The 11,789-nt window shown below is 68.1% G+C and carries 13 protein-coding genes and 1 pseudogene; 8 read left to right on the forward strand and 6 right to left on the reverse strand.

The genetic code is table 11. The annotated features are described in order from the left end of the window. Nucleotides 1-88: 88 nt before the first annotated feature. Nucleotides 89-220: pseudogene (locus tag ACFV3R_RS33965) on the reverse strand (IS5/IS1182 family transposase); the annotation flags it as partial. Nucleotides 221-312: 92 nt separating this feature from the next. Here ACFV3R_RS33965 and ACFV3R_RS33970 point away from each other — a divergent pair. Then, the gene (locus ACFV3R_RS33970; protein WP_385591252.1) at nucleotides 313-846 is read left to right on the forward strand and encodes a DinB family protein; all 534 of its coding nucleotides are present in this window, start codon (nucleotides 313-315) and stop codon (nucleotides 844-846) included. A 961-nt stretch (nucleotides 847-1,807) separates the two neighbouring features. Continuing rightward, nucleotides 1,808-2,155 (forward strand): GNAT family N-acetyltransferase, encoded by a 348-nt coding sequence (locus ACFV3R_RS33975; RefSeq protein ID WP_385591254.1) that lies wholly within the window; start codon nucleotides 1,808-1,810, stop codon nucleotides 2,153-2,155. Nucleotides 2,156-2,281: 126 nt separating this feature from the next. On the opposite strand, the gene ACFV3R_RS33980 is transcribed toward ACFV3R_RS33975, so the two are convergent. Both ACFV3R_RS33980 and ACFV3R_RS33985 read right to left on the reverse strand, forming a co-directional pair. After that, nucleotides 2,282-2,815, reverse strand: a complete 534-nt coding sequence (locus ACFV3R_RS33980) for a helicase associated domain-containing protein (RefSeq protein WP_385591257.1) — start codon at nucleotides 2,813-2,815, stop codon at nucleotides 2,282-2,284. A gap of 96 nt (nucleotides 2,816-2,911) precedes the next feature. Beyond that, a protein-coding gene (locus tag ACFV3R_RS33985; RefSeq protein WP_385591261.1) for an IS5 family transposase occupies nucleotides 2,912-3,720 on the reverse strand; the annotation gives its coding sequence in 2 pieces (ribosomal slippage) (nucleotides 2,912-3,381 and nucleotides 3,381-3,720; 810 coding nt in all). 328 nt (nucleotides 3,721-4,048) lie between these two features. On the opposite strand from ACFV3R_RS33985, the gene ACFV3R_RS33990 reads away from it, so the two are divergent. From ACFV3R_RS33990 to ACFV3R_RS34000, 3 genes are read left to right on the forward strand one after another with little or no spacing between them, the layout of a single operon-like run. Further along, a complete protein-coding gene (locus ACFV3R_RS33990) occupies nucleotides 4,049-5,662 on the forward strand; it encodes a Mu transposase C-terminal domain-containing protein (RefSeq protein WP_385591264.1) in 1,614 nt (537 codons plus the stop codon). Further along, a complete protein-coding gene (locus ACFV3R_RS33995) occupies nucleotides 5,659-6,402 on the forward strand; it encodes an AAA family ATPase (RefSeq protein ID WP_385591266.1) in 744 nt (247 codons plus the stop codon). Before ACFV3R_RS33990 ends, ACFV3R_RS33995 begins: the two co-directional genes overlap by 4 nt. Before the next feature lie 13 nt (nucleotides 6,403-6,415). Then, nucleotides 6,416-7,531, forward strand: a complete 1,116-nt coding sequence (locus tag ACFV3R_RS34000) for a hypothetical protein (protein ID WP_385591268.1) — start codon at nucleotides 6,416-6,418, stop codon at nucleotides 7,529-7,531. Between the two features lie 33 nt (nucleotides 7,532-7,564). Here ACFV3R_RS34000 and tpg read toward each other — a convergent pair whose 3' ends face one another. Next, a complete protein-coding gene (gene tpg, locus ACFV3R_RS34005; protein WP_385591271.1) occupies nucleotides 7,565-8,122 on the reverse strand; it encodes a telomere-protecting terminal protein Tpg in 558 nt (185 codons plus the stop codon). Nucleotides 8,123-8,323: 201 nt separating this feature from the next. Here tpg and ACFV3R_RS34010 point away from each other — a divergent pair, with 201 nt between their 5' ends. Beyond that, a complete protein-coding gene (locus ACFV3R_RS34010; protein ID WP_385591273.1) occupies nucleotides 8,324-8,536 on the forward strand; it encodes a hypothetical protein in 213 nt (70 codons plus the stop codon). 147 nt (nucleotides 8,537-8,683) lie between these two features. Beyond that, nucleotides 8,684-8,842, forward strand: coding sequence for a hypothetical protein (locus tag ACFV3R_RS34015; protein ID WP_385591276.1), 159 nt, complete (start codon nucleotides 8,684-8,686; stop codon nucleotides 8,840-8,842). A gap of 565 nt (nucleotides 8,843-9,407) precedes the next feature. Here the strand turns inward: ACFV3R_RS34015 and ACFV3R_RS34020 are convergent. Beyond that, nucleotides 9,408-9,974 carry a hypothetical protein gene (locus ACFV3R_RS34020; RefSeq protein ID WP_385591278.1) on the reverse strand — a complete coding sequence of 189 codons (567 nt, stop codon included), beginning with the start codon at nucleotides 9,972-9,974 and terminating at the stop codon, nucleotides 9,408-9,410. Between the two features lie 268 nt (nucleotides 9,975-10,242). Continuing rightward, nucleotides 10,243-11,013, reverse strand: coding sequence for a transposase (locus tag ACFV3R_RS34025; protein WP_385591280.1), 771 nt, complete (start codon nucleotides 11,011-11,013; stop codon nucleotides 10,243-10,245). Nucleotides 11,014-11,208: 195 nt separating this feature from the next. On the opposite strand from ACFV3R_RS34025, the gene ACFV3R_RS34030 reads away from it, so the two are divergent. Next, nucleotides 11,209-11,526 (forward strand): hypothetical protein, encoded by a 318-nt coding sequence (locus ACFV3R_RS34030; RefSeq protein ID WP_385591282.1) that lies wholly within the window; start codon nucleotides 11,209-11,211, stop codon nucleotides 11,524-11,526. Nucleotides 11,527-11,789: the final 263 nt, after the last annotated feature.

Below are 11,789 nucleotides of genomic sequence, written 5' to 3' on the forward strand. Positions count from 1 at the left end.
ACGCCAACAACAGGCTCGGACCAGCCACTACAAGAGACGAGGCCACCGCCCAAGAGCTGAGGCCTCGTCACGGTAAGCACCGTTGCAGTACTAGGAGGATGCGATCCTCCAGCGGCAAACCCCACGGCCGTCCGCGCCGCACTTCGCTCGCGATCTTGCGGCGCGCCACGGTCACCAACTTGCCGAAGCTGCGTGGGCTCAGCCCGGTGAACGGGGCTATTCAGGAGGGCACCGACGCCGTGATCACACCAGCCACACCAAGATCATGTCAGTGTCGTGGAGCCGCCTTCCCGCCCGCGCTACGTTCGCGGGATGCAGCAGCCTTCGGAACAGGTCCCCGCACTCCTCGATGGCCCGGCCGTCGACGTCTCCGACGCCGATGAACTGCTCCTCGGCTACCTGGAGTGGTATCGCCAGGCCCTGATGCGAAAGCTCGACGGACTCTCCGACGACCTGCTCCGCACGCCGGTCGAACCACTCGGCTGGTCGCCGCTGGGCCTGGTACAGCATCTTGGCTGGGTCGAACGCCGATGGCTGCGCTGGGGATTCGGGGCCCAGGATGTCGTCGCCTATCCGCCTGGCGATGACGCCGAAGAATGGACGGTCGCACCCGACACGTCCACTGCCCGGGTTATTGCCGCCTACCAAGCCGAGGTGACCGTCGCGAACTCCCTGACGGCACAGGCGGTGCTGACCGACAAGGCACGCCTCGGGGGCCGCTTCAAGACGCCTGACCAGGCGCCCTCGCTCGGGCGGATCCTCTTCCACCTACTCCAGGAGTACGCCCGGCACGTCGGGCACCTCGACATCGCACGCCAACTCATCGACGGACAGACCGGCGAGTGAGTCCCCTGTGACTGCTGAGTCATTGCGGGACAGCCTTTAGTGAAGGAGTTGGTACATGAATGACTGCGGGCACTCACGACTTGGCAGATTAAGCAGAGGGCTCCTGGCCGCATTGATCATGACCGTTGGAGTGTGCCTTCTCCTCGTAACTGGAGTTGTGCACTACCCATGGCAGATCGTCCCATTCCTGGCTGCCCTGGTATTTCTCATAGCGTTCCTTCGGCCCAGCCGGTGGGCTTGGAAGGCTCGTAGGAAGCGCAAATAGCATGGCAGGCGGCAGGCACCCGAAAGGGCTCTCTCGCCCACCACCTGCGCAAGATGGTCGGCGCGGTGGTTTCCGGCTGCCTCAAGGCCACCGCCGCGGTCCTCGTCTTTGACAGCTTTCCCAAGAAGTCGGGGATCGGGAAGCGGTGCAGCTCAGGGGTACCGGTGAGGCCGGGCAGGGCACGGTCCTGCCCGGCCTCACCGCTGTCTCCGCCTCATGAGCACCACCGCACTGGTGTCAGGGGTGGTCCCTCGCGCCAGGCCGCCATGCTGGCCTCGGTGGTCTGCTCCCCGCGCCCGCGGGGATGGCCCCGACGCCGCCCAGGCGGTCGAGCGCTCCGGCTTCTGCTCCCCGCACCCGCGGGGATGATCCCGCCTTTGTGCAGAGCACGGCGCGGCACCTTCACGTGCCCTTCCCGCTCCGCGTACTGCCGCAGCGCCTCCAGGCCCCGCTGGAACGCCGCGGAGCCCCGGGGGCCCGCCCGGCCCGCGCCGGGCGCTCAGATGCCCGCGCAGGCATCTTCACGGGTCGGGGTGCGGGTGTGACGCCCAACTCGGCGAGCTGGCGCTGCTGCTCGTCGTTGAGCTGGTTCCTCTGTAATTCCGGCTTCTTGTCGGGAAGAATGACGTTGTGATCACACGGATCTCCAGCGATGACCTGCCACTCTTAGAGCGAACAGCTCGACAGTTCAGTGGAGTGACCGCCAAGGTAGATTTCCTCGAAACGCCGAACGTGATGGCTTTCGTGGCAACTGAAGATGACGAGGTGGTGGGTTGGTGTTGGGGCTACTGCCTGGTGCGGCCTGACGCTTCCATGATGCTCTACGTCCATGGGCTGGAGGTGGTGGAGGCTCATCGTCGCAAAGGGACGGGGCGCGGTCTCCTCAAGGCATTCATGGCGGCGGGCAGGCAAGCCGGAGCCTCCAAAATGTTCGTTTTCACGGATGAAGCGAATGTGGCTGCTCGATCCCTCTACGAGTCCATGGGAGGCGGACCGCCGGCGCAGGGCCCGTCGGTAAACTACTGGTTTTTGCTTGGCCCTTGAGGGGGCCATCGAAGAGAGGGCGCCCCAGGGGTCAAGGCCCTGTTCCGGGAAAACGGTGGGCGATGGTTATCGGGAAGGGCGGTGAGGCCTCGGATTGAAGCTGCCCCATCGGCCCGCTTTGTGCCCCTACCCAGCCCAGGGGACGCCGAGGTCGGCCAGGGCGGCGCGCTGCTCGTCGGTGAGCTTCTCGCGGCGTTGGCGGGTGTTGGAGAGGAACACGCCCAGCCGAACGGGGACGCCCTCCGCGCCCTGCTGCTCGGGCCTGCCGGCGCCCACTGCGCCGGTCGCTGCGGGCGGGAGGTGTTCGGTGTGCTGCCGCGGTACCTTCACATGCCCCTCCCGCTCCACAAACTGCTGCAGCGCATCCAGGCCCCGCTGGAACGCCGCAGAGCCTTTGACCTTCACCGGTGCCCGCCCAGCCCGCGCCGCGCCGCCGGAGGGCCGCTCAGGTGCCTTCGCGGGCCGGGGTACGGGGGTGACGCCCAGCGCGGTGAGTCGGCGCTGCTGCTCGGCGTTCAGCTGGTCCCACTGGTTGCGCTGCTTGCGCAGCCATGCCCCGATGTCGTCGCCGCGGTAGGTCACCCCGGGCAACACGACGTCGAGGGTTCCGCCGGAGTCCAGGAGGGTGCGCAGCCCGGCGTAGTGGCGCTGCCAGTCCACCGTCCACCCGAGCAGCCTGGGGTTCCAGTCGGGGTCGATTGCGATCTCTCGGTTTTGTGACAGTGGAGTGAGAGACAGCGAGGCTTACTGATCGTTTCAGAATGAGGTTCGGAGGCGGCGGAGGCATATCAGGCTGCAGGCCAGTTCGAGCAGGGCCTGGTGGAGGTCGGCACGTCGTTCGTAGCGGGTACGCAGACGTTTGAATTGGTGCAGCCAGGCGAAGGTTCGCTCGACGACCCAGCGCACCTTGCCCAGTCCGGAGCCGTGGGCGATGCCGCGTCGGGCGATCAGAGGTTTGATGCCGCGCCTCCACAGCAGGCGGCGGTACTTGTCGAAGTCGTAGCCGCGGTCGGCGTACAGGCGTCGGGGCATGCGGCGAGGGCGTCCACGCAGGCCCCGGATCGGCGGGACGGCATCGAGCAGGGGCAGGAGTTGGGTGACATCATGCCGGTTGCCGCCGGTGAGCGTGACGGCGAGCGGGGTTCCGCCCCGGTCGACGATCAGGTGGTGCTTGGAGCCGGGACGGGCGCGGTCGACGGGCGAGGGACCGACGTGATCCCCCCTTTGAGGGCACGGACGTGGGAGCCGTCCACGGCGCAGTCGTCCAGGTCCAACGAGTCCGCGCGGCGCAGTTCAGCCAGCAGGGCGGCGTGCAGGCGCGGCCAGACGCCGGCCTCGGTCCAGTCCCGCAGTCGGCGCCAGGCCGTGACTCCGGAACAGCCCACGGTCTCGGCCGGGACGTCCCGCCAGGCGACACCGGTCCGCAGGACATACAAGATGCCGGCGAGAGCCGCCCGGTCCGGAACGCGGAGCCGCCCGGGATACCGGCGGCGCCGTTCGGGGGCGGGCGGCAACAGCGGGGCCACCCGCTTCCACAGGTCGTCAGGAACAAGATCAGCACGCACCCGGACACCCTGCCGACCAAGATCGGCAAGTGCAAGACCCACAGCTCAACTCATTCTTAGAGGTGTTGATGCTGGTCACGGGTTGTTTCGGGGCTGAGAGGTCACTGTCTTGGAGGTGAGAGATCCGCAGGGCATCGCTGTCGTGGAGCGTTATCGCGTGAGGGGTGACGCTGTCTCAGTTTCGTGAGTTCTGATCCGCTGGCCGGTGGGTGTTGGTGTGCTCAGGGGTGTGGATCAGACAGAACAGGACCCGGGCCCGGAACGAGTGAGTGGTGGATCGGGTGGGGTTTTGCCGGCTGTGTCGGTTCGTGCGTTGCGAGGATTGGCGGTGCGCCGTCTGCTGGTCCTGCGGCGGGAGGGGAAGCTCACCACCACGCGGGTGAGGTCGGCGGCGGACGTGCTCGGGGTGCGGGAGCGTGCGGTGTGGCGATGGCTGGCGGCCGCCGAGCGGGACGAGGCTGCGGCTCGGGCACCGGGGGAGCGGGCTGCGTATCCCGGGCGGTTCACGGTTACTGATGAGGTCCGGGCTTTGCTGGCCTTGTGGAAGGGCAACGTTGCGGCGGTTCATCGTGAGCTGACCGCTCGCGCGGCCAGGGGCGAGGGGGAGCCGCCTCCTTCGATCCCGACGCTGCACCGGGCGATCCAGCGGGATCTGACGCCGGGGGAGCGGGCTGGACTCGCCGGTGGTGAGCGGGCGGCGCGCAAGCACGATGTGTTCCTGGCCCGGCCGCGGGGGTGGCGGAACAAGGTGTGGGAGACCGACCACGTACAGGCGCCGGTGCTGGTCGATGTCGAGGGCAGGGCCCGCAGGCCGTGGATCACCTGGTTCACCGACTGCGCCACCAACGCGATCACCGGCCTCGCGATCACGCCGGTGCACCCGTCGCGGGAGTCGGTGCTGGCCGCGCTGCGCTCCGCGGTCCTGCGCGAGGACCCCTACGGCCCGTTCGGCGGCCTTCCGGAGAAGGTACGGGTGGACCGCGGCAAGGATTTCCTGTCCCGGACGGTGACTGCAGCGTTCGATCTCCTGGACGTGACGGTGGAGGATCTGCCCGCCTATACCCCGCACCTCAAGGGCACTGTAGAGGGACTGAACCGGGCGGTGGAGAGCATGTTCTTGGCCGCGCTGCCTGGCTACGTCCGCCAGCCGCGCCCCGGCAAACGCTCTTCCCGACCGAAGGACGAGGTGCTGCTCGGCTTCGAGGACTTCACAGCCCGGCTGCTGGACTGGACACGGTGGTGGAACACCGAACACCAGCCCGCGCCGCTGCGGGGCAGGACCCCGCTTGAGGCGTGGCAGGACGATCCCACCCCGCTACGAGACGTGGCCGCGGCGGATCTGTGGACGTTCACCCTGGAGGACGCTGGCACCCGCACGCTGACGACTCGCGGCATTCGCTTCAGGAAACGTGACTATGTGGGGCCGTGGATGACCGGTCAGTCCGGGATCCAGGTCCGGATCCGCTTCATGCCCCACCACGACCACCGCATCGAGGTCTATCACGCGGCCACCGGCCGCTACCTCGGCCCCGCGGACCTGGCCGACCAGGCCACCGAGGAACAAGTCAGCGCTGTACGGCGGGCACGGGCCGCCCGCAGCCGCCGCCTGAAGAAGGACCTCGAAGCTTCCCAGCGCGAGCGCTACGCCGCCGCCACCCATGCCGAGCCCCCTCGACGGCTCGGCGCACTGACCGGTGCGCAGGCCGACGCCGAACTCGCCCGGAGTGCCGGCACCAGCCTGTCGCAGCTTGCCCTGCCGGACGTCATCCCGCCCGCCGCACCCCCGGCAGACTGGCGCACCCCTGCTTCCCTGGCCGCGCTGACCACGGCCGGCCGGCCCGCCCCGCTCCCGTCCAGCCGTGACTCCGCCTCTGCAGTCCCGGACGCCCCGGCCGGGCGGGGCGCACCTTCCACCACCGATGAAGACGGAGACGCCTCGTGACCGCGGCGACCTATCAGTATGTCGACCTGCCCGACGCCTCCGTGGTCACCACCCGCGCCCTGCTCACCGCGCGGGAGAACATCGGCGATACGGTCGCCGCCCGCGCGATGATGTGTATCCACGGCGGCGCCGGCTTCGGCAAGACGCTCGCCGTCAACACCTGCTTGCGTGAACTCGAACCCGGCGAGGACGTCCGCAAGATCACCTTCCGGGCTCGTCCCACCGCCCGAGCGGTGCGCTACGAACTGTTCGCCGCACTCGACCTGGCCGGCGAGCCGCCGCGCCATCCCAGCGAGTTCGACCGTCTGCTGAAGACCGCTCTGGCCGAGCGCCCCCGTACCTTACTCGTCGACGAGGCCCAGTGGCTCAACGGGGAGGCGTTTGAGTACTTCCGCTACCTGTGGGACGAGCCCTCCACTCAGCTGGCGATCATCTTCGTCGGCGGTGAGGGCTGCCACACCGTGCTACGCCGCGAACCGATGCTCTCCTCCCGCATCTTTATCTGGCAGCACTTCACCCGCCTCGCCCCCGACGAGGTCCTCGACGTCATCCCGCTGTTCCACCCCGTCTGGGCCGACGCCGACCCCGACGACATCACCTTCGCCGACAGCCACGCCGCACACGGCAACTTCCGCGCCTGGGCCCAGCTGACCGCCCACACCCGCACCGCCCTGGCACGCACCGGCCGCCCCCGCGTCGACCAGGAACTGCTGCGCTGGGCCTTCAGCCGCCTTGGCTGACCACCACACCGCCATGTTTCTCGCCACGAGGCCGCCGTCCGTCGCCGTAGTTATCGACCGCGATGACAACGTCATCCACACCCACACCGCCCTGGCCGCCCACCATCCGCCGTCCGGCCGGATCACTCTGCACCCCGGCCCGGGCACCACCAGCGAGACCGGCCTCGCCCACGACCTTCTCGCCGCCCTCGGCAAACCGCCCCTGCTTACCGGGCGCTTCCCCGCCGGGCGTCAGCCCGCCTGGGAAGCCGCTGCCGCCTGGATGGCCGCCCTGCCCGTGACCCGGCTGACCGTCCTGCGCGGCCACCGCCTCACCACCCGCCGCACAATTCGCCTCCTGGAGCTGCGTGCCCTCACCGGTATCCACCTGACCCTGGTCTGCCACCGCCCCCACCTTCCCGCCGCCCTGCACCAGGCCCTGCAGACGGCCGACTACTCCCTCACCACCGACCTCGACGCAGCCCGCCACCACTACTACGGCACACCTGCCGCCGAACCCCCACTCGCAGACGAGCCCGCCGGGCCGACGACCGGTCCGTGGCTCACCCTGCCCGCACTGGAACGCCTCATCTCCTACGACAGCCCCCGCCCCTGCACCGACCCGTGCACCCCGCCCCCGATCATCTGGCGCCACCGCCCACCGCCCGTACCTCTCACCGCGCACACCGCCCAGAAAGTCGCCCACCGCCTCCACGCAGCGACCGCACATCCCCGCCTGGCCGCCGCCATCGCCGCCGCACTGTTCACCGGCACATCCCTCCAGCAACTCGCCACCGCCCGCCCCCGCGACTACGACACCGCCGCGGCCACGCTCGCCCTCCACGACCGCGCCCGCTACACCGACGGCTGCGCCACCCACCCCGTACCACCCTGGGCCGGTGTCTTCCTGCGTGCCGCGGCCTGCTTCACCAGGCTCGTCTCCGGCGAGGACCAGGAACTGCTCGCCGCGCCAGGTGACCGTGCGCACCTCCTGCGCGTAGCGGAGACGGCCAGGCTGCGCCCGCCCCAGCCGCCCGCAGCCCGCCGCAAAGGCCCGGTCGGCCGTGTGGAGTGGGACTGGCAAGAGCGGCAGGAAGCCGAGCGGTACGAAGCGGAGCCGACCAGTCGCGTCAGGCCCTCGCGACGCTGAACCCCCTGACGTATTTCGCTCGAAGGGGCAGGCTCAGCCGATCGAGAAGTCGGCGAACTCGACGTCGCCGAACGCGATGTGCAGACCGTGGGCCCGGCGGCCCCAATCGCGAAAGTAGGCGTGCCCGAGCGCACGGGCGAGGATCACCGTCTGCTGCTGCTCGCCCGCGCCGGCATCCCGGGCGGCGAACAGCTCCCGAGCCACCTCTCCCGGCAGATCCTGGGTGATCCACCGCACCCGTGGATCGTCCGAGGACCCCGCCGCAGCAGCAAACCCGAACCGCGCCTTGGTATGGAAGACGAACCCCTCCGCCTCGGCCTGGGCACGCCGACGGGCCCGTACCCGGGGCTGCCACCGAGCCAGTACCGCTTCCTCGATCGCCCGCACCTGCCTTGGACCCGGGGGACGACGCGCTCCTGGCTTCTTCGCCACCCACCGCTGCACGGTGCGCTGCGAGACACCCAGCACGGCGGCCACCTGCCGGGTAGAACCCCGATGCGCTGCCAGCAGAAATCGCAGGCGGGCCGCGGTGCTTGAAGGAACGGGCCGGGTGCGCAACGCGCGCTCCAAACCCTGCTCGATCTGTCCCATGCCCGCCTCTCGAAGTGGCCAGCCGGCGGGGCCGACACGTGCAGTCCGTTGTTTCAGTTCTCCCACGTCGTTTGCCCCTGCCTGCCAGTTTCTGCAAACTCCAGACAGCGCTGGCTGACATGGGCTACGAGCCACTGGGCGAGCATCAGCGATAAGGAGAAGGAGCGGGTCACCACAGACGCCACCCAGGCGCTGAAGTCGTTGGTCGAGCGGCTCCCGCAGGCGTTCGAGCAGACTGCCGACGTCTTGGAGCTCCTGGCCAAGAGCGGCAAGGTCACCGTTGAGCGGGGTGAGGTGAAGAGCGAGGTGGCCACGACCGCCGCGGAACTGCGTACGGTCGCGGCCGACAGCGAGCAGCTGGGCAAGAGCCTCGCCAACCCGGCGTCGGCCCTGTTCCTCATGGGCGGCCGCTGACCATGACCGACCTGCCCTCGCCCGAAGAGGTCGAAGCCGCCCGCACGCCCGCCGGCGGGTGGAAGCGAGACCAACTCGCCGCCTGGGGTGCGCCGTGGCCCCGCCGAAGGGCTGGAAGGACGAGCTGGCCGAACGCTGGTTAGGCCTGTGGGCGCCGGCGACCGCCCCGGCCGCCAGCTTCGCCATGTTGTCGTCGGCCTGCTCGTGTCCGATTTCGACGGCGGCCAGGGCCTGGAAGACCGTGAACCGCGCGTCGGTGGCCTCGTGCTGGTTGTGGCTGATGCGGTGCCCCCTTGTCTGTCCTGAGGCGGTTGGCACCTCACCAGGTCGCGTGCGGGCGCCGGCGCCCGCGTCTCGGTGGCCGGGAGTGCATCAAGCATCAGCTGGTGTGTGGCGCGTGACGAGGTGGAACAAGAGGGCGACGGCCTGCCACACGATGCCGCCTCGCGCCCACGCGCCGGTGGAGTGGGCATGATCGGCTGCCCAGTCGCCCAGTCGTTGTCGCTCGCGTGACCGCCCAAGCGGAATGGCAGCTGCTGGGCGGGGGCTGCGTTGAAGCAGTTTAGTCCGGGCCTCACTAAGGCCCGGACTAAACTTCGCCAAGAGACGGTCCTTCAGGTGTATCGCTACTGAGGTGCTTCCGTGGGCTTGCTCTTTCCACCCCACCGGAACCCAGCGAATCCACCAGCGAAGCCGGCGATAGGCATGATCCAGAAGGATAAGCCGGAGGCGTCCACTTCGCCGTGTCGCAGAATGCTGACAGCTGCTGAGATTACTGTGAATCCGGCCGCGAAACCGAGGCCTGCACCGACTTCTCTTGTAATTCTTTTCCCTTTGGTCATGCCATACCTTTCCTACCCCTTGGAGATGCTCAACACTTGTATGTCCTGATGCTGTAGGCGGGACTGTAGGCGAACTTCAGTTCCACGCACCGCTTCTTGACGGCTGCCTTCACGAATGTTGCCCCGATGTGAGCCAGTCCGAACGCGCTGACAGCCTTACATACGCTGGCTGCGGTGTGGTTGGGGATGACGTCGCAGACGTAGGCAGCCACGCTGGCCGCTCCACCGATCTTGGGCCCGATCTTCTTGACTTCGGACTTGCTGAATCGGATGTAGATCCACCAGCCGAAGGAGACCTTCGGGTCAGCAACCACGGGGAACGCCGTTGTTGACGTGAACGAGACATTCTGGATCAGCTGGTTGCCCGAGACCGTATACGTGGTGGGGACAGCGGCCCCGTTGGCGTCCTTGGCCCACGGCGCTTCGATGTCACCGATGATGTGGTCGTTCAGGACGATCAGGTAGGTGACGTCAGTGTCGTCAGGGTCGTTGTTGGCCTCGTCATCGAGAGCCGCAGAAGAGGGCACCAGGGTGGCGCCAGCAGGCAGAGACAGGTTGTAGGCAACCTGGTGAGGGGCGCTTGCGCTGTTGGCCACCGATAGCAGGCGGGCTCCGTCCTGGACGGACTGAACGCCTGCGTCAGTGTCAGTGAGCGAAGTGGGGGCTGTGGCTACCCCAGAGGAGGAGAAGGCGTCCTGCGTCGGATTGCTGGTCGCGGTCTGAGCCGACTTTCTCGGAGCGTAGTCGTGGATCGGGCCGGGATGGAACTGCTGGACGCTGAGCTGGCCTGCAGAGCTAAGCGCTGTCCCGTAAGTGATCTTCGGGTTGCCTTGAGCATGGTTGGTCGCTGTGCGGCCCGGTCGCCTATCCGGCGAGGGCGAGGTTGTGCATCCGGGCGATGCCGAGCATGGCGTGGTGGACTCCGTCGCCTTTGAGGCGGCAGTCGCGGAGGATCTTCCAGGTCTTCATGCGGGCGAAGGCGTGCTCGACGCGGGCTCGGACCTGCTTGTGGGACTTGTTGTGTTCCTCTTTCCAATTCGGGAGTTCGGCCTGGCCGCGCTCCCGGCGGTGCGGGATGACGAGTCCGGTGCCCGGGTAGCCGCCGTCGGCGATCGTGAGGGTCTTGCCGACGGCGGCCTTGGCGCCGGATTCCTCCCATGCCCTGCAATCGTTGCGGTTTCCGGCGAGCGGCCGGCCGACCACGACGACAAGTCGGGTGTCGGCGTCGATGACGACCTGGTGGTTGGTGGAGTACCGGTAGTTCTTCGACCGCTCCGCAATGGTGTGGTCCCGGGTGGGGACCAGAGTGCCGTCCACGATGAGCACGGTGTCCTTGGCGAACCGCTTGCGGGGCTGGAGCGCGAGCATCGGCCCGAGGTGATCGATGATGCGGTCAGCCGCCGACTTTGACACCCCGAATAGCGGCGCGAGCTGCCGCATGGTCAGGTTCGTGCGCCAGTAGGCCGCGACCAGCAGTGCCCGGTCCTCCAGTGGAAGGCTCCACGGCCGGCCCTTGCGGGCGGCATCCGCACCCTGGCGCCTCAGAACGGTCACCAGCTTCCCGAACTGCCTCGGACTCAGCCCGCTGAACGGGGTTATCCAGGACGGCTCCGACGCCGTGATCACACCAGCCACGGCGAGATCGTCTCATCTTGATCATGGTGCGGGGCCGCCAGCCCCTGCCGGAACACAACTCAGTCGCCCGGACGGATTCGGCATGAGAGCCTCACGCCCGTGGCTACTGAAACCGAGGTGGGAGAGCTGTTGCACCAGCGCGGCTGGCGGACGGCATTCACGGTCACTGACAGGGTGAACGCGTGGGCTTCCCTCGTGAGCGTCATCGAGCGCGGCTACGGTGACGACATCTACGAGTACGCCAACGACCTCTACTGCCGAAACTGGCTGCACGAAGCGTGGCTTCTACTGGACGAACACATCGTCCAGCTCTGGACCCCGCGGATCAAAGTCCTGGACGCCCAGTACAAGGCCGCGACCGTCGACGACGACGGCCAGGCACTCGATCAGTTCCACAGGCTGCCCGGCCCCGACCTCTGGTGGTGGCGGCGCCACCCCCGCATCCTCACCGGAGACCTCGGGCGTTCGCTTCGCTCGGCCGGCGCCATCGGCGCTGCCCCAGACACGGCATGACCCTCAGCCTCGTGGGATTACGGGACAGCACTTAGGCAGCGACACGGACATGGTTCCGCCGTAGGAAGTCGGCGAGGCAGCGTCGGCGCCGGTACTCACCACGCTGGCTGTGGGGTCATCCGACTCCGTGTACGTCTGGACTTGGTCGTTGCCAGCACCGGTGAGGGTTGCCTGATCTCATCTGTTCTGTATGAAGACGTTCTTTTGCAGCGCTCTGAACTGCACGGATGCAAAAGGTGAGACTCATTGGAAGCGCGTGTGTT

This window comes from Streptomyces sp. NPDC059740 (assembly GCF_042733155.1).
In the GTDB taxonomy this organism is placed as follows: Bacteria; Actinomycetota; Actinomycetes; order Streptomycetales; family Streptomycetaceae; genus Streptomyces.